Source organism: Vibrio sp. 10N.247.310.98 (assembly GCF_041467395.1).
GTDB classification, from domain to species: Bacteria; Pseudomonadota; Gammaproteobacteria; order Enterobacterales; family Vibrionaceae; genus Vibrio; species Vibrio crassostreae_C.
Genome location: NZ_JBFSUL010000047.1, coordinates 1 through 23606 on the forward strand (window position 1 = coordinate 1; position 23606 = coordinate 23606).

Here is a 23606-nt window from a genome sequence, read left to right on the forward strand (position 1 = left end):
TCATAAGAAATTTATTATATGGGGTAGTTTGCTGAGTGTTTTTGCCATTATGATAAGCCAGCGCAATCTTAGCCCTGAGTTAATATTTCCTAAATGTGAGATTAACAAGCCAGTTCAATCAAAGATCACTTTTTATATTGATGAGTCCGTTGTGTATAAAAATGAAATTGTCGGAAAACTGCATGAAGCCGTGGCAATGTCTAACACAATATTAGCTAACTCTTGTGTACCTATTATTCGCTCTTTTAAAGAGAGCCGATTTATATCTATGCCAAAGAGTTTTTCATCTGTTTCCTCTCTACATTCTGCCTTAAAAGAAGAAGTAGGTGCTTCCGAAATTGACCATCTTAGAAGTAACCCAATAGAGCAGTATGTGGTCGTTCTTGGTGAGAATCACCCTGTCGTCCTTGAGCAAGAGATTCACGGCATGACAATGATGAATATGAATGATAGCTTTATTGTCTTATCTGAAAAATTTCCTGTTACCGTTTTAGAACACGAATTTGGGCACTTAGCTTGGGCTATGCATGAGCAGCCAGATACTGAAAGTGGTAAGTTTTGGATTAATGAGCAAGTTTTCCCTGGTAATATAAACAAGGTAAAGCCTTACGCGGGTGCTTATCGTTGCTCGAATTACGGCACTGTCATGAGCTATGCTACACAAGTAGTTCCTGCGTACTCTAGCCCCCTGATTAGTAATAACGGAGAGTTATGTGGTCACGAAGTTAAGGGCGATAATGCTAGGGTTATGCAGGAATACGCTGAAAGTTTAAGATAACTCCTTCTAAAGTTTTCTCTTCACTTGAAGCACCCTACGGGCTACCTGCTTTATTTCGCGAACCTCCTCGCTCGTTCCTCACTCTTCGGTGGCTCAACCAAGCCATCTTCAATCACAAACAACGTGCTTTACGTTGTCTTGTCCGTTCCGGTCACAATCAGGGCTAGACAAGCTTTCACTTTCGCGGCCAAGTGCTGTCTGAGTGTGCTTTGGCTTGTGCTCTATTTGTCCTTCGGTTGAGTTTCAGCGACTCGTTTGCGCCACTTCTAATCCTTTGCCAGCAGAACTTCACCATCAAAAGTAAAATGAACGCTACGCGCTTTTGACGGTGAAAACCGTGCCGTCAGTCGGGAAGTTAGGCGAAAACGACGATGAAACCCTAATAACCCAAGGAGCACACCATGCCACATTCCCTTTCTTTGCACACTCACAGCACTAAGCCCGCAAAAGCGAGCAACGTATCCCCGTTGCATCCGTCAGGCTCTACAACAATGAAGGTTGCGCCGTTGTCAGTTTTGATTCACTGGTCTGAATCTTCCAGGCTACAAACCGATGAAGAATTTGAGTTTGAAATCTTTGAGGCCATCGCACTCAAAGCCGCACTAGATAACCCATTAGGCGGTTACGACAAAGCAGAAGTAACGGTAAAGTTTGAAGGTGGTCATCTGCATCGGTGTCGAATTGATTTGGGGTGTGGAGGCAATGAAATCGGCTTCGCTGATCATTGCTTTCGCATCCTGGAATATTCTGAATCTCTAAAGAAATCAGAGCCGAATCATTGGTATTTAACTAACCCGCAAGGCAAAGAACTAATAGAGCTGTTGAAAACATATCAACTCAATCGACAACAAGTGGCCAATGGCCGCCAGAGCGCGTTTGAAAAAGTACGTGTAGCTAAAGCGCAGAATAAAGGGATGGTTCAAACACGTTGTGAGGTTAAGCAATGAAAGCATTTGTATTAGATACCCGACTAGTTCGACTGTTTGAAAGGTTAGCTGCCCTTAACCCGCCAGTAGGTCAAATGGTGTCGGCTTTAAATGTTGTGTTACAACAATCGGGCTCTCACATTGAAAGTAAGCAGGATTTCTGTGATTTCATTGAACAAGTAGAACGATTCCAAGCCGAAAGCTCGAGCGGGGGTTTTAGTGAGTGAAGGGGCTAGTTAACCAGATGGTGGGCTTTGTCCGTGCTTCGCACGTCAAAGCCCCAAAACAAATGAAGTAAATTCATTGCACCTTTTTCTTTTCTATCAGTAACTTATTTTTAATTATGACTAAATAATAAGTGTTTTTTCAGCTAATCCTATAGCTTGGTTGAGACATATAAAACGAATAGGACTGGGAAAACATGCGCAAAATCATTGATACTCAAGCAGCCCCAAAAGCGATCGGACCATATTCTCAAGGGGTCATCACTGGTGGGCTAATTTTCACTTCAGGTCAATTACCATTGAGTCCTCATACAGGACTTTTGGTCAAAAGTAGTCTGGAGAAGCAAACCGTGCAGTGTCTAGAGAACATGAGAGCGATTTTGCTCCATGCAGACGCTGACATGTCAGATGTAGTGAAAACAACCGTCTACCTTACCGATATGATGAGCTTTTCCGTGGTAAATGAAATTTATAACGATTTCTTTATTAAGAACGGCGCCAATTTTTTCCCTGCGAGAACCTGCATCGAAGTATCGAAACTTCCTCTCAATGCCCTGATTGAAATAGAGGCCGTTGCTGTCGCGCCTTAGCTGTTACTCGTTTCGTTTTTTAGCCCCAGCCTAGAGCTGGGGTTACTATTTAGACATACCTTAGTGCGTACTTTTTCTCCTTATGTTTAATGGTGTAAATCTTACAAATCCAATGCAACCTATTATATTTATGGCTTTTATCACCTAAGTATCGCGAAATGAGTAAGAATTACATTTTTCGAGAGTTAGAGTGCCAAATGACCAAGGAAGAGGTCGCTGAACGCTGTTTTAAAACTGTGAGGACTGTCACGGGTTGGGATGAAGGAAAACCGATACCACCTGAGTGTAAAAGGCTTATGCGTATGGCAAAAGGTCGGGAACAGTTCAAAATGTTATACGACCGAATGGAACTCCCAACTGGACAAATAGTTAAGCCACAACAAATCCTAGCAGGGATTGCGCTTTTGGGGATTCAATCAAAGCTTGAAATCAAGACTTCTACTCACTTAATGAAAATAGCTCGTGCTATAGCTAAGATCATGTAACTCTTTACATAAACCACTGTTATTTAAAGTTTCTCAACATATAATCGATGGGGTAAGTGTGCTGTATAGGAAGGTTCTGGTTCATTTATCAGAGTCTTTCTATCTAGGTTTCGATGACAATGTCTATAAGCTTGATAAAAGGCTTTTAAGTTTTGTATTGAAGCAAGAGCCCTCCATAAATTGCTAGGAGTTATGAATTGAGCCGTTTTGAGCCGTTGTATAAATTTCGGGAAGTTAACAAATACAGTTTAAGTTCAATCGCTGAGAACACATTGTGGTTTTCACATGTGGATGATTTCAATGATCCTTTTGAGTTGTTTTACAAAATAATTTCTGGAATCAACTTAGATAATATGGACGATGCTCTTGAGGTCTACCTTAGCTACGCAGAAAAGAATCAGATGTCCAATGCAGACTTTAAGAATGGATTTCTTAAAACTCTGGCTACGTTAGATGAAGAGGCGAAGTATTCCATCATTGAGAAGATATCGGACACGATAAAACCTCTACAAGACGACAAAATCCACAAAGTTAAATCAGATAACAAAATCTTTAGCCTATCTTTTGCAAACGATCATCCTTTGCTTTGGGGTCATTACGCTAATGGTCTAAAAGGGATGTGTATTGAATATGACTTCAATAAGCAAAAAAAACCACTCAATATCGGCTACTGTCCAGTAGATTACTTGGATAAACCATTCACGATAAACGTACTTAACTTATTGAAAAATAATACTGATATATCTATTTACGGTAATGAGATATTTGCGACTAAAAATGAAGTTTGGTCTTACGAAGAAGAGTTTCGGCTAGTATCTGAAAATGAAGTTATGCCTGAAAACAAATACCAGTTGAGCGAAGATGTTATTAGTTCGATTATCATTGGCGAAAAAATGTCTGTTGAAGACCAATTAAAAGTCAAAAGCACAATCGGTGATAGGAATATCAAATTGTATAAAGCAGTCGCAGTTCCATCTGATTTCAGAATTGATATTGTCGAATACGAAGACTAGTAAGCAAAAGCAATGTCAGTTAATTGCTGTTGCTTATGCCGAATTTACCCCCGTGATACATAACGGGAAAAAGCAAAAATACACGGGTAGCTTAAAGGTTAAATATAACGTTACAGGGTCACCGCTAGGTTGAGGAGCACTAGCCCTAATTTAAAAGTTTTTGGGTGGAAGATTAAGTGACACGGAGTGCCACTTAGGAATGAGTAAGATTATACGCCGTTAAAAACAGGCAGAGCTTCGAACATGACTAATACGTTGATAACAATGATGCCCACACCGTAAATGAATACCCCAATCAACACCAACTCTCCTCCAGGTACTCGATAAGGTTTCGCTTGCTGATGTTGTTCGTCGTTATTTTCTTGGTTGTTAGAAATAGCTTTCTGTAACCTAGATTTTCTAGCTAGCAATGCCGGTACGATACACGCCCAAATAGCCGCGGCCGATGCGGCATAACCAATTGCGGCTAGAAAACCGAAAGGAAAGAGAAGAGAAAAAATCAGCGGCGGAATAAATGTGACCGCCCAAGTTTTGGTTCTGCCTTTTGAACTCGCATCAAATTGGAATAAATCGGCTAAAAAATCGAATACCCCCAAGCCAACCCCTATAAAGCTCGACAAAATAGCGGCCGCGGAAAAAGCGCTAATGACATTTGATAACGTTTCTTCTGCTAAGACAGATTTTAGGCTAATGAGTAAGGTGTCTATATTGCCACCTTCGGCAATGATAGGTCCGAAATTTACTCTTGGTAAGTTCCCATAAATACTCATTAACCAAACAGTGTAAGTAAAAAGAGCAATGATCGTTCCGCCCATGATGGCTTTTTGTGCAAGCCTTTCCTCACGGTAGTAATCTCGTAATGTTGAGACGCTATGTTGGTACCCAAACGCGGTCAAGGCAATGGGAAAAAAGACCCACACGTATTGCGCATACTCAAATTTCAGATGAGCAGTATCAAGCAAAGTACTGAGGTTGACATTAAACCAAAGGCCTACGGTGCCAAAGCTAAAGCTAATGATCATAAACAGCATTAAGACTATCGAAATACGGTCGACCATTTTTGTTGAATGCCAAACTAGCCCAGAAAAGATAAAAACGAAAAGGATGGAGGCCAGTTGGGGGGCAATACCAAAATATTCATTCAAAATTAGTCCTGAAGAGGTGATATAGGCATACAGCAAGATCCCCCCGACAAAGTAAATCATTAGGTTATTAAAGAAATTAACCTCTTTACCTAACAAGTCTTTCGTTATGGAAGAGAAAGATGACCGGTAAGGGTAATCTTTTAAAACTTCGAGCAACAAACAGCCACTAGTTGTCATGATAATCATGGTGAAGACCAAAGCCATTAAAGCCCCTATGGTCCAAACTCCAGCCCCAGCGGCTGGGAGCCCAAGCATACCTGCACCAACGCAAATACATGCGACGATACACGCCCCTCCGATAAGTGAAGGCGTCTTCACGGTCATTGATGGTTTCACATTATCCATAACCTGTTTTGTACTATCCATAAATGGTTACCTTTCATTGGTTCGACATTGCTTTTTATATGACCACTACCCGCTTCGTAATGTTGGGCAGAATTTTAAAATCAAAAAAAGCGCTAGAATCAAGGACTCTAGCGCTTAGCTTTTAGAATAAAATAGTAATTACATACTAAATTAGGCACATAATTAGACATGAACCGAATAAAGTTCGTCATCGTTTTCATCTGAAGAAAGGTGATTACTCCCATGATTGAGAGAAGTCCTGATCTTTAAAGGCTGCAGCAAGGCCAGTGACCTGCTGCAATCGTAAAACCTCATCTTGGTCCATCCCTAGTTCGTAACAAATTTTATTATTCGTCCAACCCATTCCTTTAAGCTGAATGATCAGGTCTGCTGTGAGCTCTACTTGATGGGAGCCTCGCGCAAGATTATGACGAACAGATGCCGCCATACACTTTTCTTCAGGCAAACTAAGCACCACTGCAGGAATATAGCCCTTTAATACTTGTAGCTCAGGGTGATTCAACAATAATTGATAACGATGAAACCCATCGATGACGACGTATTTTTTCAAGGATGTCTTCAATCGATTAACTAAAATAGGCATGGTTATACCATTTTTATCCATCGACGTTTTTAGGAGCTTACTTTCTGGATGCGCCATTTTATTTGGGTTGTATTGGTTAGCTTCTATCTCATCAAGTGGGATCATTTCAACATGACAAGCGGGCGGTAAATCAGGAATAAGCTCGATGAGTACTTTGGCCGCTTTATTGTAAATTGCGACCTTGTCAATGGCTTGTTTGTTCGTGTTATTGATAGGTTTCAACGGCTTCTTGATGCGACGTTGATAAGCTAGAGTAGGTTCACTTTCCATTCGTATCACTCTCTTCTCCATAGAGGGCATGGTATTGTTTTGCTAAGGACTTGTTGTACCCAAAAGAGAGTCCTCGGCACCAATAGTCATTTTTAATCAGTACTTTACAAATCCTTCTCCAACTTGGAACTTGCTTCCTAGATTCCAATTTACTCTCTGCGTAATCAGGGATGCAGGTCACTCCTTTTTGAGGACCGTTTTTACGCCACCACTGTAAGAACTTAAAAATTCGGTCTCGGTAATGTTTTTCTACATGTGGCGGCATGGTTTTCAGAAGGTATTTACTGTATTGCCGGTAGCTAAGTCCCGGTGGTAATTCAAAGCGATAATAACCAAGGATACGCCCCTGGCTTTTTGAGTATCGAGCACCAAAGTTACACCCTTCTACTCTGGCAACCAGTTTTTGCCAGGTATCAGGCTCTAATATTTGATATAGCCAAAGGCCCTTTCTTTGCTCATCTCCAAAAGGTTGGCAAAGTCGCTGCTGTGAAAGAGGGACGCCGGCCTTATGCATTAAGTCGTAAATACGGTTGTAATCCCAATTGAAGCGCGAGTTCGCGACCCAAATATCTGGAGTTTTCCAATCATAAAGAGGGTAAGCCATGTAGACGTCACCCTGCATTTGAGTCGTCCAATATTTATCATCAAATTTCTTTTTGGCGCGATTTTTAATAGTTTTAAAACGATGCAAAGACTCATCCGCTCGTATACCAATGAGCACAGCAATTGGTGTGCCTTTCTTTTGTTGGTACCAATGAGCAAATTTAAAAACGAAATCCTCAAATTCCATGCCTTTATTAAAAAACGGGAGATAATCAAGAGCAGAAATCACACCTTCATGCTGTGGGACTTCCCTGACCCATTGCGCTTTTTTATCAGGGTCCCAACAAAGCCATTTAGGCTGAAATTGTGAAATTGAATTTCTTAAACTAAGCGGTAAGCAAACCCAGTATGGGTTTACTTCGCCACGAAGTACCATACGCTCAATAAAAGCATGAGTTTCGTGGTATTGGGCTTCGAAATCTACGATGAGTACATCAACAGGCAGTCGGCCACGTTTTTTTGATTCTTGGATAGTTAAGTTCAAAAGAACACCAGAATCTTTCCCTCCGGAAAACGAGACATAAAAGTGGCTAAAGTTGTCGAGAAGGTACAATATTCTTTGGCGCGCTCCTTCAAGCACATTGTAATCCTGCTGAATCTTGTCTCGAGAGAAGTAACCTTTTCTTCTTCCCTTAGTAATACTAGGTACGCCCTTGGTAATCATGGGTTCACGAATGTTATTTAATATTCAAACCAAGGTACGTAGATTTCGTGTTTTTTATAAATTAATTATTGGTAATTAATTTAATTTCTAGGTACAGATTTGAAGCCTCATCATAAAGAGCCGCTCTCCCGTTGTGATTTAGGTAAGAACGGCTTGGCTTACATTAAAAACCAAAGTGAAGGTTGCCTCTTAAACCTATAATCCAACTGTCATCGGCTTTTGAGTTAAACGGTAAAGTGTGAAGATATTGCACATTAGGAGTTAACGAGAGAGCCCCCCAATTCATGCGGTAATAGATTTCTGAATTATAAGAATCATCTAGTTCGGCATTAGGTTTAGCCCAACCTAGAGCGATACCAAGCATTCCAGACCCTACCCCACTATATCCTGTGCCAAACACGACCGAAGATTTGTATAGAGCCTCAGGTCCTTGCGCGACCCCGGCTCTGAAAAATGGTATCCATGAGCCGGTTTTATATATGGACGACCAATTTGCGCCATAGTTTTCGCTAGCTTTCTCTTTTGGCCCATCACTGTGCCAAACTGTTAGGTGTGAATTCTTCAAATAAAAATCGTCTTTCGACTCCACCCAACCTATTTCTAGGGACTTAAAATATTGATTATCATTGATGAACTGTTCAACACCATCGAAAGGCTTAGTCGAATCAGCTTTTGCATCAGAGAAACTTGCATAAAAATAATAGTTTTCCGACATCATATGGCGTAGAACGCCGCCGAATGTTGATTCATCTGGGATTGGGATGGAACCGGAACCGGTACTAAACTGTAAGTTAGAAAAACCATAGTAAGGGTTACCCAACTGATAAGTATCAACATAATCAGTCGTATCTAAAAAACCAACCATCATATCGGTAGATTGTTTATTAAAGGTTTGTGTCCAATAAAGATTTGTTAACCTTAAACCTATATCACTAAAAGCTGGTTGGATTAAACCAAACCCTCCGACATTACCCATGACAAATTCAGAGGGCGTACTATCTGTATAACCGTGCTTATGATCAACCCTCAGCTGCAAAGCTCCGGTATCACTCTCTTTTTGGTAAGCTAGCCAATTCAATGTAATCCGTGCAATACCAGCTGCCGCACTGCTGTCTTTGTTCGGCAAGCTCTCACTGGACGTTAAACCAAAAACATAATAATCCACAGCTCCCTTTAGAGCTTTATCTTCAGCCGCATTCGTCAATGTTGGCGTGCCAAAGACAAACATTACGGCTCCCAAAAGCGTTAGCCAAAAACGCTTTGTCTTTTTCGTAAATGGTACATTCTCGCTCATATCAATAACTTCCTGTTGTTGTCATGGTAGTTGTACGGCTCGGCTCAACTTTTGTTAGTCAGAAGGTATTAAGAGGGAGTTGAAAAACGAAATCTTGTAATTAATAGGTAATTTAAGCGCTCGGATTTATCCATTTGTCATACTCATTTATTAAAATCACAAATCCCTCATTTTTAGATACCAACATCAAAAATTGAGGTATATACTATTTCTCATTCCTATACGGAGGCAGAAATGGACAACCAACACACTACAACCACATTTCAAGCGCTTAAAACCGGTGCAGACGCTTACATTCAACGTCGTAATCAACGTTTATTGGCTAATCACCGCAAAGAGTTGCGTAACTTTACTCGAGCAGAAGCATCGGCCTATCTTGGCATTGATGCAAAAACGCTTGATCGCTATGTTACCGCTGCGGCGATAGATCCTCGTCGTCATGAAGACTCGCAATGGTCGATCGATATCGCGGAAATGTACAAGGTACGTAACTTACTGCCGGAAAATCTACGTAAAGACGCTAAGTTCATACGCAGTGAGCAGCAAAAAACGCAAGTGATGGTTATCCAGAACCAAAAAGGCGGTGTTGGCAAAACCGTTTCTGCCGCGACTATCGCATCAGGTTTGGCGACCGAATTTCATCAAGAATACCGTGTTGGTTTAATAGACATGGATGGCCAAGCCACGCTTTCGATGTATTACGCACCCGAAGCCGAGCAAGAAGGTAACTTGTCTGTTGGTGATCTGATGATGAAAACCTTCGATCTTGATGAAGGTGAAACCGTTGAACAAGTTATCTCTGAAGCCTTTCTTGAAACGACTATCCCAAACTTACGCATTCTACCTGCAGCACAAAGTGACCGTGCGATGGAAGGTTGGTTTCATGAGCAAGTGTTCGGCCAAACCTTAGCTTCACCTTATTCACTACTAAAGGACATCATCGATAGCGTTAAAGACGAGTTCGATATCATCATTATCGACACTCCACCTTCGCTCGGCTATGCGACCTTTAACGCGTATTTTGCCGCGACGAATGTAGTGTTCCCGTTATCGATTACAGAGAATGATATTGATGCTACCTGCTCTTACTTCAGCTACATTCCTCAGGTGTGGGCGCTGTTAGAGAACGCAAACCATGAAGGCTACGACTTCATGAAAATATTACTGACTAACCATCGTGATAGTTCAACCACGACCGAATTAATGAATAACCTGTACGATCAGTTCTCTCCTTACTTGTACTCTAAAGAGTTTAAGCACAGCGAGGCTGTCCGCCAGTCGTCTTCCCTACTCTCGACCGTTTTTGACATGTCGAAAAGTGAATACCCGAAAAGCAAAGCAACCTTCCAAAGCGCGCAACAAAACAGCTATGAAGTAACAAGCCAAATATTGCGCGATATTCTCAACGTTTGGCGTGAACAGGAGAACAAATAATGGCGAAAAAACGTGGCGGCAGCCCTCTAGGCAATGCTCCTGGTTCAGCGCAAGCACAACAGTCCGCGGCCAAAGCTAATTTAGACACACTCACCAATCAACTCAGCACTGAGCTAGAAAAAAGTGGGCAAAACGCCGAAGATTACCTTAGAACAAAGTTCGGTTTAGAGTCCGTTGGCAAAAAAATGGTTTGGCAACTAGCTTCTGGGTCAACTGCGACCTTCAACGAAGTGACATTGTCACACGATCAAGTTAAGCAGAACTCTTTTGTAACCTTTGATGTGAATGGCCGTGACCAATCTTTGCTAACCAAAGAGTCTTTGGAAGATTTGAACTCGTTAGAATTTCAACAGTTTTACCCTGCTGTTGGTCGAGAAATAGATGGTCGTATCGATGTGCTTGATGGATCTCGCCGTCGAGCTTGGTTCTTACTTCAAGAAGGCCGCGTAAAAACATTCCGAATCCTCGTCACCCAAGACGAACTGTCTACAGCCGATGCCAAAGCACTAGCAAAACAGTTGCAAACCGCAAAAGAGCACAACCAACGCGAAATTGGCTTACAGTGTCAAACTCTAATGAAGAACGGTGAACTCACTCAAGAAGAGACGGCAAAGATCTTAAATATAAGCCGCCAAGCAGTAGGTCGAGCGCTAAAAGCAGCCAGCATTGACAGTAAATTGATTGCACTATTCCCTGTCGTTAACGACTTATCTCATACTGATTATTCACTGCTAGCTAAAGTGATGAAAGCCTTTATCAATGATAAGAAAGCTCTGAACAGTTTCATAAAAAAAATAGACATTAAATCTGTCAATGCTCAGCCTGAGCAGAGCCAAGAAGATACCAAAGACGAGCTGATTACTTACATAAAAAATGAGTTAAAGATTGTTGAAGCCAAACAACAATCAGACAAAGCTACCGTGACTTCGTTAGCTGAATTCGACAGTAAAGGCATGTTCGCACGTAAAAAAGTGAAAGGCCGTAACTTCTCGTATGAATTTGGGCGATTGTCCAAGGATGTTCAAGCTGAACTTGATGAGGCTATCCAATCAGTCCTAGGTAAACATCAGTAACCCTCTCAAAAAGGCTCTATATTCCTCGGAGCCTTTCTCCTTCTCTATAATCACTAGAATTCCACATAAAAAATAGGATGACTACAAGTAGCACGACTAAGCTATTAATAACAAAGTAAACTTGGGGAACTTCCTTATTAGGCTTAGGATTACTTCATCCTTTATATCCAAAAAATTGGCTAAGTGCAGAGTGTTTGACTCGAGGTGAGCCAACGTTCAAATGGTGGTTCAAACCTGGCGCAAAAACCATTAATTTATGGCTAATAAATGAAACCCAAGGCCTTGAGTTAATTTCCCCCTAAAAACGCCATCCCCCCTAAAACAATCAATATACCGCCAGCGCATCGAATACTATAAGAGAGCCACTTTGGTCTTTTCGTCACCCAAAATCTTAAACCCGATATCCCCAAAACACATAAGAAATCTGCACTGCTAAACATTACATTGGTAAAGACCCCCAAAATGAAGAGCTGAACTCCTACCGATATTTCCGATTCATGCGCTACAAACTGGGGAAGAAAAGCAAAATAAAACAAGGCGGCTTTCGGATTAAGAACATCGACAAACACACTATCCCAAAAGATTTTACGAGGGGAGCTTAACAAAGGGTCACCAAGCGCAGACTCAAAATGAACATGAGAGGTTATCTTTTGATAACCAAGATAGATAAGATAAATGCCCCCTATTTTCTGAATGATCTCTTGCAACAAAGGGGAGTTACTAAAAACCGTCGCGAGACCAAATGCGACAAGAATGACATGAAAGTATCCTCCAACATGCAGACCTAACACAGACAGTAACCCAATTTTTTTACCGCTAGAGACCGTCTGGGCGACACTATAAAGCATCGCTGGACCAGGCATAAAAGCGTAAAGAAGAACCACCGTAACAAAAATCAACAACTGATTACTTTCTAGCATTCTTACCCTCCTTTATTTCCTATCACACTCAAAAAACCATCACCTTGAAGGACGGCGTTTTTTTTGAGTGATTCTGTCCTAGATAAACAAAGACTTTATAATTTCATAGAAGTAACTAGATGATACCGAAGAGACAAAGGGGTTAGCTCTAAGTTAGCGGTCAAAGATTCGATGTGGTTAGGCACCCCGCAGCCCTTCGAAAACCACCTAGCTACCAAAGAATAAGCTAATGTTTTTTCTAGAATTTAAAACTAATTTACCTATAAATAATACCCATTCACTCCGCCTGAATTAAACGCCCACCCCCAACCAATTAACCACAACAAAAAGGGGGGATAAATAGAGTCATTAATAATCATTTTTTATTAAGAATTAGGAATCTATAGCTATAAATTGAAAGGATGTGATATGAATAAATTCTCAAAAGGAGTTTGGGGTTATGGACACACTTATATGCCGTTCTTTCCAATCATTTATCGACTTCTGCGACAACGAGATCGTTGAAGGCAAAAATGTTCATTGCACCTTTAAAGCCTGCAAGGACAATGACTGGCGTTGGATGAAGATCTACTTAGAAGACAAAGGAGGTAAAAATCTCACCTTCAGTTTCATATAAAACAGATAGCATTATCTAATGTGCAAAAAGCCTTACACTTCAATTCAAATTTTATTCACAAATTTATTAATAATATTCAAAATATGAGCCATTATATAAAAGCCTAGGGATTATAATCTAATCACCCTTCTCTAGGTATATGGAGAAACACTATGTTAAGAGCACAACTGGACAACGTAAAACTGCCTATAGGTAATTGCGTACTGCAAAGAGACGACTCGGGGGCTCAACTCATCCTCAGTAATCAAAAATCATTTTCAATCACTCTACCTGAAAGCTGCATATTAGAAACTCTGATCCAAAAAGAAGAATTTATTTCGACTAAAGAAGAGCTGATCATTGCTGCGTGGGGGAACCCGGATATCATCGGCCCTAACTCTTTGCCAGTCGCTATTACCAATCTTAGAAAAGTCTTAGAACTTGATAGTATCAAAATCGTAAATGTTCCAAGAAAAGGTTACAAGATCCACATTCCTGAATTTGAAACTTCGCTAGACCCACCGAAACAGATAAAGTTACCTCGTTCTAGCCAGTTTTCGTGTCCACTCAAAAGAACATCAAACAACTACTTAAGACTCTACCAATGGGCTCTTGTTGGCCTATCTTCCACAATCCTCTCTGTACTAATAATCAGCTATTTCTACTTCTGGCACGAATTTGACATCGTCAACGTCAACGTCAATAACCAATCGAGCCAAATCTGCCTAACTAAAAAGGATGAACTTCAATTCATCTTAGCCTCTCAAAAAAACTTAGCTTCTCAGTCCCAGGAAAACTATCACACTAATCCATAACTCTCGTTGCTTTAATTTTTTCAGATAAAAGAGAGGTAGCCCCTTTGCTGTCTGCAAAGGGGCACAACTTAAAGTGCAGGTTCCAATGTAGCGTTAAAGTGTCTCAAGACCTTAGGCTCATAAGTAAACTTTAAACCTGCAATTGATGAAGCACGTTTCTTCACTTCTTTAAAAGCAGCAATAATGTAATCAAGGTGAGCCTGTGTATAGGTTGCTCTAGGAATAGCTAAACGAAACAATTCAGCCGGGCAAGGCAGCTGCTTTCCTGTTTCAGGATCACACCCTAGTAATAAAGAACCGATTTCTGCACCTCGAATACCTGCCACCTTATAAAGCTCACAAGACAAAGCATGTCCAGGAAACTGTTCTGGTGAGATATGAGGTAATAATGCACCGGCATCAACAAAGGCAGCATGCCCACCCGCTTGCTGGCAACGGACCCCTAACGCTTCTAGGCCGTTCACTAAGTATTCAACTTGCTGCAAGCGTGATGCTAACCAGTCTTCTTCCATTCCATCATAAAGTCCAACAGCCAAACGTTCCATCGCCCCACCTTCGAGACCTCCATATGTTGGAAAGCCCTCCAATAACACGCATAGTGTTTTGCATTCCAACTGCACATCTAAGAAGCTATCGTCTTTGAAAGCGAGTAGCCCACCAATAGGAACCATGGCATCTTTTTTCGCTGACATAGCAAAGAGATCGGCATATTTAAACGCTTCTCTGGTGATCTCTTGAATGCTCCAATCAGAATAACCAACTTCACGCTGTTTAATAAAGTAAGCATTCTCAGCAAAGCGAGCGCAGTCCATAACAACAGGGATACCATAAGATTCCGCTAATTCATAAACAGCCTTAAGATTAGCAATGGAGACTGGCTGGCCACCTGCAGAGTTGCAAGTAATCGTACTTACTATATAAGGCACGTTTTTAGCTCCAACCTCTTCGATTCCAGCTGCGAGAGCTTTCAAATCAAAGTTACCTTTAAAGTCTGCTTTAATTTTAGTATTAAAAGCTTCAGGTGAAGGAACGTTGATCACTCGACAGTTATTGTGTTGAGTGTGCCCTTGTGTGGTATCAAAAAAGTAGTTTGAAAATGCGGCCATTTTGTCTCGCTCTAGCCCTTTATCTCGCTCAGATTTATTGATCAAAGCTGGGACATATAGCTGCTCAGCTCCCCGTCCTTGGTGTGTGGGGATGGTAAACTTATAACCAAAAATATTTTTTACCGTCTGACTAAGCGTCCTGTAGCTTCGACTGCCACTGTACGACTCATCACCTTTCAACATTGCAGATTGCATAGCCTGTGTCACTGCACCTGTACCGCTATCAGTAAGCAAATCGATAAACACATCGTCGCTCTCTAATAAAAAAGGGTTGTACCCTGCTTTCATCAGCGCCTGCTCTCGTTCTCGCTCCGTTGTTCTTTTCACTGGTTCAATAACCCTAATTCGATAAGGCTCCGGCACATAGTGTGAATCCATCGGATGTTCTTTATTATTGCTTATTGCTGACATAGGTATTTCTCCAGACATTTTTATTCTTAATGGGTACTTGGAGAAGGCATAGCTAAAGCTCTCTAGTTCAGTACACTCAATCCTTATTATTGCGGATTAAGGCGCTCTCGCTTTACCTCCTCCAACCGCACAAAAATGAACCAACAAAATGGGTTTGGATATTAATTTCAGCGTAATTTAACTATTAATAAATAAGAAAGATTAAGTGAAAAATGGAACTGGGGAGGCCAAAAGTATGGCGCTTTTCCAAGAAAGGAAATATTGAAATTTACACGCACTTTCTCAAAGGGATAGTAAAGCTAAGTCATTCATTTTTATTAATAAGAATAATTAAATAAACAATCTACTCTCGAAGTTTCACTATGGATATTTGTGATATGAGAAAGGAACTAAAAGTACCTTTTCGGTTAAATAGAGATAGCGAGTTTATTATGATTCTAGGCAATACATTAGTTGTAGGTGCAGGACCCGCCGGCATTCAAACCAGTCAGATTCTTGCTCCTTTTAGTCAGAAAATAGCTCTCATAAGCAAAAGCTCTCATCAATGGGAGAATAGAAAAAGACTAATGCGACAACACGGAAACGTTGCTAGCTGTGAAGTAAGTAAGCCACAATTAGCACCACTTGTTGGTCTTATTAGATTTGATGAACTTTATACAGATTTATCTCCCCTGCCCTCTTCATGGGACACGCTAGTTCTAGCGACCCCCGCTCACGCCTATTGTGATGTCCTAGCTTCTTTTTCTGAGCTCTGCTTGAAAAATCTAAAGCAAATTATCCTTATGTCATCCATGATTGGTGGGTGTCTTATCCTAAAAGGGATATTGAAAAAGAAAAAGGTATCTCCCAACATCATTCTTTTTTCTAGCTACTTTGCAACGTCTCATTTTTCATCTAATCCAACAACACAACACCCTCTTACAGTCACGACTAAAACCGTGAAAAAAAGAGTGTATATTTATCTCTCCGAACCCAATGATGTCTTGTTTAATGCTTTAAGGAACGCATTAGAAAAAGTGAATGTTCAAGTCGTTCTCTTTGATAACCCATTTAGTGTAGAAGGCAGAAACGCTGCAGCTTATGTACACCCAGCTTTTCTAATCAATACGTTTTCTTTAGATCATATTCTTTCAAACGAAGATGACACTAAATACATGTATAAGCTCTACCCCGAAGGCCCTATCACCATGGAGTTGATCAAAGAGTTACTGCATCATTGGAAATCAATTTCTCGCCTACTAGAACATTACTCAGCGGAACCAATCAACTTACTTCAATTGCTCAATGACGAAAATCTCCCCGTACTTGAGGCAACGATTCCAAAAGATAAAATAGACTCTTTCAATGAACTCAATGAAATAGAGCAAGAGTACCTACTCTATGTTCGATATAGCACAATACTGATAGACCCAAACCCTTTTTCAGAATCCAACACCAAAAAAAGCACTTTTGAGGTTTCTGCTAAGCCTTATCTCAAGGGAAAAATTAGAAAAGGACGACTACAACTACCTAGAACACCATTAGAAGATTTGCAGACACTTTATTGGCTTAATCATTTAGTTCAACAATCTAGCCTTGTTTCTTCTATCAGCTTTCAATCAATAGAAGTATTTGAATCTTGGGTAAAAGAAAGAAACCTGCCCACGACATTAATCCAAGCCCTAAAACAACGCGCTTCTGAATACTACGTTCATGCGACACCTTCTATCAGCCAATAAATTATCCTTAATTACTATAAGCCTAGGAGGAGTTTGCTTAGCATTTTACCGTTTTGCTTCACAAGAAGTCAGTAACGAAGGAAAAGGAGATTAAGGTGCGAATAAGAAAAGCAACTATCAACGACATATCCTCTATCAATGCTCTATGTCATGAACAACTGGCAGGTAGCCACAGTAAAATGAGCCATTACAACAGAGAACGAAACGAATACAGCTTGAATGATTACAACTTAAGCAAGCTAAGAATTATTGAATTACTTTTCACCGAATCCTTGATAAAAGAAAAAATCGAGAATAAAAACACTTATTTTTTCGTCGCTGAAACAAAAAAGAAACAGGTAGTAGGCTACCTAATCATCAGTGTTCATTCTCCAAAAAGAAAGCCAGTCATCCAACAACGAGCCCCATCTTTTTACGCTTATGTCGAACGATTCTATGTGTCATGTAAATACCACGGACAAGGTATTGAACTAGCACTACTCAATAGTTTTGATTATTGGAAAAAATACAAATCAGCACACTAATATTATCTTTCAAAATATAGAGAAAAGTTGTCAATGCTCAGGCTGAGCATTGACAACTTTTCTCGCATTTAAATCAGCCTAAATCGGTTCGTTTTCCACTCTAATCCATCAATCACACCTTCTTGGTACATGCCTCCCCAATCATAAAAGAACGGCGCAAACCCATGTCCACCGGTTAGGTGGGATAGAGCAATACACACCACCACAACCCCTGCGGAAATTGCATATTCGATAGGGTCACCGGTTCTAAATCGACCTCCAAACAGATGGAAGCGCCTATCACTGTAAGGCGAAAAAGGCACACCTGATACTGTCATCGCATCAGTCAAAATATGGCTAACGCCACCCCAAGCAAATGCCATCCCGATCCCGTGATAATCCCAAACCAAAGTAAAGGCTAGGGCAGCCAGTAACCAATGCGTAAAAACATGCGTGGGGCCTCGATGTTTAATATGTCGATTACCAAGCTTAAGTACGTATTCAAACCAATCGGGAGCAGTTGCACCTGCGACACACACAGCAACATGAGGAGGTGACATCACAGCACAAATCGCGCCTGCAATTAATGTATGATTGAGCCATTTCATCGTGATTGAGTATCGGAAGTAGGGCGGGGAAGGTAAGCGAGTTTTTGAAGGTAATGGTTCATCTGTTCAGTATATGAGGCTTCACACATCGCGACCAAAGCTAAACGGTGCTCAACAATTTTGGCTTCATGCGCCAAAACATCTCGATGAGAAGAGGCCACCTTTTCAAGCAAAGCGACTTGCTCTGATACATTCGCCACCCCTTTTTTCACTCTTAATTGCGCTCTCGCCTCCAAAGAGAGGTAAAGCCCCATTAAACGATAAGCATAGTTTCTATCAGCTAAAGACTGAGTAAAGCTTGCCACAGAGGTTGCAGTAGCAGTACGACGCTGGTATTCCCACTGGCGTTCGCGAGATTGTTCGGTTGTGGAGTAAAGCGGCATCTTACCGACAATCCCGATGTAATGCTCTGTGATCTCAGGCCAACCTTCTGAGTCATATTCATCAATGTTGGATTTCATACCCGCAACTAGGTTTAGATCGAGTTTAAATTTACTCTTTTCTGGATAGCACTTGAGAACGGTATTAAAAATCGCATCCGGATCCACTTTTGGTGCCGGCGAGAGGGCAGGGGTTGGGACGTTATAGTGGGGAGCTTGGCCTTTTAAAGTAGGAAGCTCGTAGGGCTTAATCTCTGGCGGCAACACCTCAGCCTCTTCCCAAGGCACATTAATCCCCCAATCATTGCCGTAGGCGGCACTGAACGCGCATAAACTAATCCATATAAGGAAAACATTAATCAGCACGCGTCGACCTTCTTCCAGTGCCTAACATCTGCAGACCACCGATTACAGCGCCGGCTTCCCATGCTCCGGCGACAACACACATCGCCACCATGAACCAAATCAAGGCTTTGGTCGTGTCGTAACTTACATCACTCTCTAAATTAATTCGCTGTGGAGAACGGCGCTCAACGATAGGCCGAAAAGAAGGAGGAAGCCGTCCTTCCTCGCTTGATGCCATTAACCAAACTTTGGAAGACAGTAAACATTTGCGTGCTATTTGTGCTTTCCGGCCAGTCAGCTTATGCGCATCATCGATAAAAAGTAAGGCTTGGGTGTCAAGAAGGTATTCAGCTAAGAGATCCGCCTTAAGCTGCAAGTTGAGCTTCCCCCAGGGCGTATAATCTTCTGATTGAACTTCTTTGTCTTGGTGCCATTTTGCAATGCCTTTCACCTCCACCCAACTTGATAAAGGCATCAGCCCCTCAAGTAAAATAGGTTGCGGCTTTTTCCCCCAGATTTCGTGTCGGCTATCCTTTAAGCGCATGAGCCAGCGGCTTTTACCTGAATCATGCGCTCCAGTAATTAGCTGACACTCCTTCCGGCGCAAGCTGGTTTCTTTACGATCACGACTTGGCGCAAAGCGTCTTGGTGCATCAACAATCAATGGTGTCACATAACGTGTTCCATCTCTTCGCACTCGTTTATGATCGGTTCTGAGTTTCAAAAATCGCATTCTATTCCGTCCTTACTTATCCAGAATAAGTCACCGTATTAGAAACTGAAAAAAACAAATAGCTCGTTTCGAGCTTGTTCAAAACTCAATGTAATTGACATGTTTATAAGCAAACCAAAAAGAAAGTATTGAGCGAAGAACTGCTGTAAAAACCGCGCACAGAAAAAAATTTTCATGTGAAACATAGGGGTAAACAACAAAGACAAGAGAGACAACAACAACCAAACACCCAGATACACGAATTATACGGTCATTTAATTCGTTCACATTTATGACAGGCAATAGAATTCTTATGACGGGCTGGGTGATGCAACATAAAAACGTTAACATCAACCAAAGACCATCTTTCATTTTATTGTTGGTTTTTCAGTCTCATACTTCATCAAGCGCGTATTTATACGACAGATTAATTAGGGCTGGGCATAGTCGCTTGGCTCGCCACACCATTGCAGGTCAAGACGTCACTCTTTCCCCTTTCTAAATAAGTTTGTGTACCACTTTATCAATCTTCTTATCTAGCGAATTCATCACTGAGAGCTTGTTTGTATCTAAATCCATAAACCTAGATTTAGCGTGTCCCCGTCTAGACACTATGACACTGTCACTTACTATTTCTTTTACCAAGTCTTAGAACTTAGCTCCACCCACTTATTTTATATCGCTGGCGAACACCCGCAACGATCAGGGTAGTAAGCCCCTAAAATGCAAATACACAATAGAAAATTAAACGATCAAGAAATAAATAAAAAATCAAGCGATCAGAAGTTTATAGATTAATAAAATTAAACATGTCAATTACATAAGACTTGTGATGGATATAAACTAATTTGAAGATAATAGGGTTAGAGTATTAACACCTACTTAACAGGTAACCTCAAAGCTCTCTAGAGATTTGATGTTGCTTGTTAAGTCACCGACTGAACCTGAGTGAAGTTGGTATTATTGTAAAACTAGATCCTAAAGGTTCTAGTTTCTTAGTAGCCACCTAAAAGTATAGACATTTACCGAAAATATATTGACATTTACCGATTTATTATAAACATTTACCGATAAAATATTAATATTAGACGATCTTACATATAAACATTTACCGAACTTAAGCATTAACATATCAACATTAACCGATCTGGGTGACGGGTAAGATCATAATTTAATGATAATTAATGATCTTTGGATCAGGTTGATGGAAAAACAAACAAAAACTATAGCTCATCAGTAATCCTATCTTAAGTTTGATCTTTTAGAATCAAGTAAACATTTACCGAAGTAAGTAGTTATTTACCGATATTTATACATAATTTATGTTATGAGCTATAGATATTTGCCGAAATCATATAGACATCTAGCGAAGTTGATGAGGTAAGTAAGGTTATCTGTTAAAATGATACTATCGCACTCTTAGGTAATGATCATGACGTTATCATCCAACTCTAGCCTGACAGTTATTAATGAAGAGGACCGAAAGAATCGGTTTATCTCATCGATTCTTTTCTCTAGAGCAACCATCTTTCACCCTGCATCTCGTTTAACTTCTACGATGCAGTCAAAACTGATTCAAATCGCTCAAAGTGGTGGCACTGATCCAAATCACCCACTAGAAAGTGTGAATATTAATAGTTATGGAAAGAATTTCAGAGTTGATCTGCATGTAGATTATCTACTACAGCCTCATCGCGATATCCTCGAAACTATGCTGGCCTACGCTCAAACGATTCAGTTAGATGATGCTTCTTATGAAGCCGGCGCACGTTTAACCTGGTCTCAGGTGTACCAAACCATTTCTGATGGTGAAATATCAGATACTCAACAAGATGGCTTCGACTCTTTTATTAACCGAGACGCGACCGTTTTATCAATGAGTATGTATGAATTAGCAACCCGAATGGGCATGGCGACCACTCGCGCGAACTACGATCAAATTGAACGCCGCATTACTCAATTAGCAACAGCTCACTTAGTGATAAATGAGCTTGATGAAGAGCAGAACGTAATTGGCAAAAAGCCATTAGAGTTTGTTCAAGATTACCGTTTTTATTGTGACCGAAGTAAATTTAAAACAGGCCGTAAAAACAGTAAGAACCTCACTAACCATGTGTTCTTAGTTCCAGACATGCGTCTGCTGCAGGCGATACGCGACCATGGCTATTATTACCGATTAGAACAGCACAAAATGACCAACTACAGTAAACCGTCTGTTCGTTCATTCTTAAAATACATTACCACGCATAAAGCTGAGTTCTTACACAACAAGAAGTTTGAGTGGGCACTCGATAGCTACATTCAATCTATTGCTTCGAAGGTCAGCCATAGTTTCCGTAGTGATCTCAGAAAAGATTTGCTAGCCAATGCCGTTCAAATCGAAAAAGACTTCAGCCTTCAATTTCGCGATGTGGGTAATGGCATACAGATATTCTACATTGGGGAGGGTGAATCATGATCACTCAATCTCTTGATAGCTTGATGGCTTCACCTGCTAGTCAAAACTTAAGTTTCAGCTTAAAAGGTTTACTTAAAGGACATGTAGGCATGTTAATTGCCGCGCCTAACGTTGGTAAGTCTCACCTAGCATTGTGTATTGCAATGGAACACGCTTCTTCAATGTCTTTACTCGGGATGAGCGCGGCTGATAAACCCGCAAAAACCTTATTACTGAGTTCAGAAGATAGTGCCGGTGTCATCCAGTCTCGGATGAAAGAAAAGCTGGCTAATTGCACAGCCACTATAAAGTCAGAGCTAAAAAACAATCTCCACTTTCTAACGGATATTGAACCGATAGTGATCCCACCCGATAGCTCGGTCCAAGAACAGGCAGAACATAAGCAGTATTTAGATCAACTCAAGCAAACCTTCTCGGAATTCGACTTAGTGATAGTGGATACGGTGACGGAATCAATAGGCCGTTGTGAAGAGGTAAAACACGATCGCTTAATCAAAAATGTTTTTCAGGGTCTTGCCAGTGAATCAGGCGCCAGTTTGTTGCTTGTTCACCATGTGAATAAAGATGAAATCCGCGGTAACCAAGAAATTACTATGGCCTCAGGTGCAGGTTTAACGTCGATAATGCGATTAACAAAGTGCTTATTTACGTTAAAGAGAAACAAAGAATCGTTGTCGATTAAATACCTTAAGAGCAATTACTTACCTGAAAATGAAAATCAAGAGTTCGTGGTTGAAGTGAGACAAAGCCTCACTATTAATCCACAGGTCTTCAGTTTGAAATCTAAGGCGTCTAAGCCCGCGCGCTCAGCGCAAAGTATTAAGCAGAGCCCTAAAAAAATCACGCTGCCAGGGACTATTCCAGAACAAGAAGAAATTGAAGAGCGTAAAAACCTCAGGGACGTTTTGTAAGCGACCTCTCACACTTTCAAACAGCACCGACATTCGGTGCTGTTTTTTTATCTGACTCTGTTCGCACTCTTTGTTACCCGTCCATATTTTTTCGCTCAGCTTGTCCAGTTTGGATCGCCTTTAGTTGAGGAGGAAGCATGGCGAACTACGCGTATTTAAGAGTCTCATCAGACAGCCAAGATGTGGTGACAGGTAAGAAAAAATGGCGGCAACGTAAATTAGGTGCGTTAGTGGAGGGCATGACGAGCGGAGATTGCATCGTATTTGCTGAAGTCAGTCGAATTGCGCGTTCTACTTTACAAGTGCTTGAGGTTCTCGAAGTGTGTATGGAAAAGAAGATCAATGTCTATATCGCCAAACAGAATTTGCAGCTAGATGGTTCAATGCAATCTCGCATAACCGCAACGGTGCTAGGACTTGCGGCAGAGATAGAGCGTGAGTTTATCTCGATGAGAACAAAGGAAGCGCTTGCCGCTAGAAAGAAAAATGGCATGATTCTCGGAAGACCAAAGGGCCAAGCTGAGAAGCTGAAGCTCGATGTTAAACGTGAACAAATAGAGAAGTATTTAAAGATGGGCTTGGGGATTCGTCCCACAGCCAAATTGATCGACGAAGCGCCGAGTACGCTGCGTGATTACATGAAGCGACGCGGGTTAACCCTTAAATTAGCTTAAGG

The 23606-nt window shown here is 41.0% G+C and carries 24 protein-coding genes; 15 read left to right on the top strand and 9 right to left on the bottom strand.

Translation table 11 applies throughout. The annotated features are described in order from the left end of the window. From AB6E78_RS16810 to AB6E78_RS16835, 6 genes are all read left to right on the top strand, one after another. Positions 1-778: hypothetical protein (locus AB6E78_RS16810; protein ID WP_372153772.1), on the top strand; the 778-nt coding region annotated here is incomplete at its 5' end. 401 nt (positions 779-1179) lie between these two features. Further along, complete coding sequence (locus tag AB6E78_RS16815; protein ID WP_017061993.1) at positions 1180-1725, top strand: LPD25 domain-containing protein; 546 nt, start codon at positions 1180-1182, stop codon at positions 1723-1725. Beyond that, positions 1722-1931 (top strand): hypothetical protein, encoded by a 210-nt coding sequence (locus tag AB6E78_RS16820; protein WP_017098140.1) that lies wholly within the window; start codon positions 1722-1724, stop codon positions 1929-1931. Before AB6E78_RS16815 ends, AB6E78_RS16820 begins: the two co-directional genes overlap by 4 nt. Positions 1932-2125: 194 nt before the next feature. After that, a complete protein-coding gene (locus tag AB6E78_RS16825; protein ID WP_017061991.1) occupies positions 2126-2518 on the top strand; it encodes a Rid family detoxifying hydrolase in 393 nt (130 codons plus the stop codon). Between the two features lie 158 nt (positions 2519-2676). Further along, positions 2677-3003, top strand: a complete 327-nt coding sequence (locus AB6E78_RS16830) for a hypothetical protein (RefSeq protein ID WP_017061990.1) — start codon at positions 2677-2679, stop codon at positions 3001-3003. 197 nt (positions 3004-3200) lie between these two features. Further along, positions 3201-4016, top strand: a complete 816-nt coding sequence (locus AB6E78_RS16835) for a DUF2971 domain-containing protein (protein WP_017061989.1) — start codon at positions 3201-3203, stop codon at positions 4014-4016. 209 nt (positions 4017-4225) lie between these two features. Here AB6E78_RS16835 and AB6E78_RS16840 read toward each other — a convergent pair whose 3' ends face one another. The 4 genes from AB6E78_RS16840 to AB6E78_RS16855 all read right to left on the bottom strand — a co-directional run bounded on the left by AB6E78_RS16840 (position 4226) and on the right by AB6E78_RS16855 (position 8941). Further along, the gene (locus tag AB6E78_RS16840; RefSeq protein WP_017061988.1) at positions 4226-5527 is read right to left on the bottom strand and encodes an aromatic amino acid transporter; all 1302 of its coding nucleotides are present in this window, start codon (positions 5525-5527) and stop codon (positions 4226-4228) included. Positions 5528-5741: 214 nt separating this feature from the next. Further along, positions 5742-6380: an IbrB-like domain-containing protein gene (locus tag AB6E78_RS16845; protein WP_372133984.1), complete on the bottom strand. Its 639-nt coding sequence runs from the start codon at positions 6378-6380 to the stop codon at positions 5742-5744. Beyond that, positions 6370-7647 carry a DUF3440 domain-containing protein gene (locus AB6E78_RS16850; protein ID WP_029236519.1) on the bottom strand — a complete coding sequence of 426 codons (1278 nt, stop codon included), beginning with the start codon at positions 7645-7647 and terminating at the stop codon, positions 6370-6372. The genes AB6E78_RS16845 and AB6E78_RS16850 overlap by 11 nt, the downstream gene beginning before the upstream one ends. Positions 7648-7810: 163 nt before the next feature. Further along, the gene (locus AB6E78_RS16855) at positions 7811-8941 is read right to left on the bottom strand and encodes a carbohydrate porin (RefSeq protein WP_017061985.1); all 1131 of its coding nucleotides are present in this window, start codon (positions 8939-8941) and stop codon (positions 7811-7813) included. A gap of 234 nt (positions 8942-9175) precedes the next feature. Between AB6E78_RS16855 and AB6E78_RS16860 the strand changes: the two genes are divergently transcribed. Both AB6E78_RS16860 and AB6E78_RS16865 read left to right on the top strand, forming a co-directional pair. Then, entirely contained in the window at positions 9176-10375 is a 1200-nt protein-coding gene (locus AB6E78_RS16860; RefSeq protein WP_016768704.1) for a ParA family protein, read from the top strand. After that, complete coding sequence (locus AB6E78_RS16865; RefSeq protein WP_017061984.1) at positions 10375-11448, top strand: ParB family protein; 1074 nt, start codon at positions 10375-10377, stop codon at positions 11446-11448. The genes AB6E78_RS16860 and AB6E78_RS16865 overlap by 1 nt, the downstream gene beginning before the upstream one ends. Positions 11449-11735: 287 nt before the next feature. On the opposite strand, the gene AB6E78_RS16870 is transcribed toward AB6E78_RS16865, so the two are convergent. Further along, complete coding sequence (locus tag AB6E78_RS16870; protein ID WP_017061983.1) at positions 11736-12368, bottom strand: LysE family translocator; 633 nt, start codon at positions 12366-12368, stop codon at positions 11736-11738. A 439-nt stretch (positions 12369-12807) separates the two neighbouring features. Here AB6E78_RS16870 and AB6E78_RS16875 point away from each other — a divergent pair, with 439 nt between their 5' ends. Both AB6E78_RS16875 and AB6E78_RS16880 read left to right on the top strand, forming a co-directional pair. Then, on the top strand, positions 12808-12984 hold the full coding sequence (locus tag AB6E78_RS16875; protein WP_016768702.1) for a hypothetical protein: 177 nt from the start codon (positions 12808-12810) through the stop codon (positions 12982-12984). Between the two features lie 152 nt (positions 12985-13136). Next, the gene (locus AB6E78_RS16880) at positions 13137-13778 is read left to right on the top strand and encodes a winged helix-turn-helix domain-containing protein (protein WP_017061982.1); all 642 of its coding nucleotides are present in this window, start codon (positions 13137-13139) and stop codon (positions 13776-13778) included. 68 nt (positions 13779-13846) lie between these two features. Here AB6E78_RS16880 and tnaA read toward each other — a convergent pair whose 3' ends face one another. Then, positions 13847-15262, bottom strand: a complete 1416-nt coding sequence (gene tnaA / locus AB6E78_RS16885; RefSeq protein WP_017097175.1) for a tryptophanase — start codon at positions 15260-15262, stop codon at positions 13847-13849. Positions 15263-15672: 410 nt separating this feature from the next. Here tnaA and AB6E78_RS16890 point away from each other — a divergent pair, with 410 nt between their 5' ends. Together AB6E78_RS16890 and AB6E78_RS16895 are read left to right on the top strand one after the other, a co-directional pair. After that, positions 15673-17013, top strand: coding sequence for an opine metallophore biosynthesis dehydrogenase (locus AB6E78_RS16890; protein WP_017061980.1), 1341 nt, complete (start codon positions 15673-15675; stop codon positions 17011-17013). Positions 17014-17108: 95 nt separating this feature from the next. After that, a complete protein-coding gene (locus tag AB6E78_RS16895; RefSeq protein WP_017097177.1) occupies positions 17109-17537 on the top strand; it encodes a GNAT family N-acetyltransferase in 429 nt (142 codons plus the stop codon). Positions 17538-17605: 68 nt separating this feature from the next. Here AB6E78_RS16895 and AB6E78_RS16900 read toward each other — a convergent pair whose 3' ends face one another. The 3 genes from AB6E78_RS16900 to AB6E78_RS16910 form a co-directional block, all read right to left on the bottom strand. Beyond that, positions 17606-18124 carry a metal-dependent hydrolase gene (locus AB6E78_RS16900; protein ID WP_372133985.1) on the bottom strand — a complete coding sequence of 173 codons (519 nt, stop codon included), beginning with the start codon at positions 18122-18124 and terminating at the stop codon, positions 17606-17608. Beyond that, a complete protein-coding gene (locus tag AB6E78_RS16905) occupies positions 18121-18792 on the bottom strand; it encodes a hypothetical protein (protein ID WP_372133986.1) in 672 nt (223 codons plus the stop codon). The genes AB6E78_RS16900 and AB6E78_RS16905 overlap by 4 nt, the downstream gene beginning before the upstream one ends. Positions 18793-18859: 67 nt before the next feature. Further along, a complete protein-coding gene (locus AB6E78_RS16910) occupies positions 18860-19582 on the bottom strand; it encodes a hypothetical protein (protein ID WP_136977896.1) in 723 nt (240 codons plus the stop codon). A gap of 1411 nt (positions 19583-20993) precedes the next feature. Between AB6E78_RS16910 and AB6E78_RS16915 the strand changes: the two genes are divergently transcribed. The 3 genes from AB6E78_RS16915 (at position 20994) to AB6E78_RS16925 (ending at position 23604) form a co-directional block, all read left to right on the top strand. Beyond that, positions 20994-22019, top strand: a complete 1026-nt coding sequence (locus AB6E78_RS16915; RefSeq protein ID WP_372153774.1) for a DNA mismatch repair protein — start codon at positions 20994-20996, stop codon at positions 22017-22019. Further along, entirely contained in the window at positions 22016-22930 is a 915-nt protein-coding gene (locus tag AB6E78_RS16920; protein WP_136977897.1) for an AAA family ATPase, read from the top strand. Before AB6E78_RS16915 ends, AB6E78_RS16920 begins: the two co-directional genes overlap by 4 nt. Before the next feature lie 137 nt (positions 22931-23067). Beyond that, entirely contained in the window at positions 23068-23604 is a 537-nt protein-coding gene (locus AB6E78_RS16925; RefSeq protein WP_372133978.1) for a recombinase family protein, read from the top strand. The last annotated feature ends 2 nt before the right edge of the window (positions 23605-23606 follow it).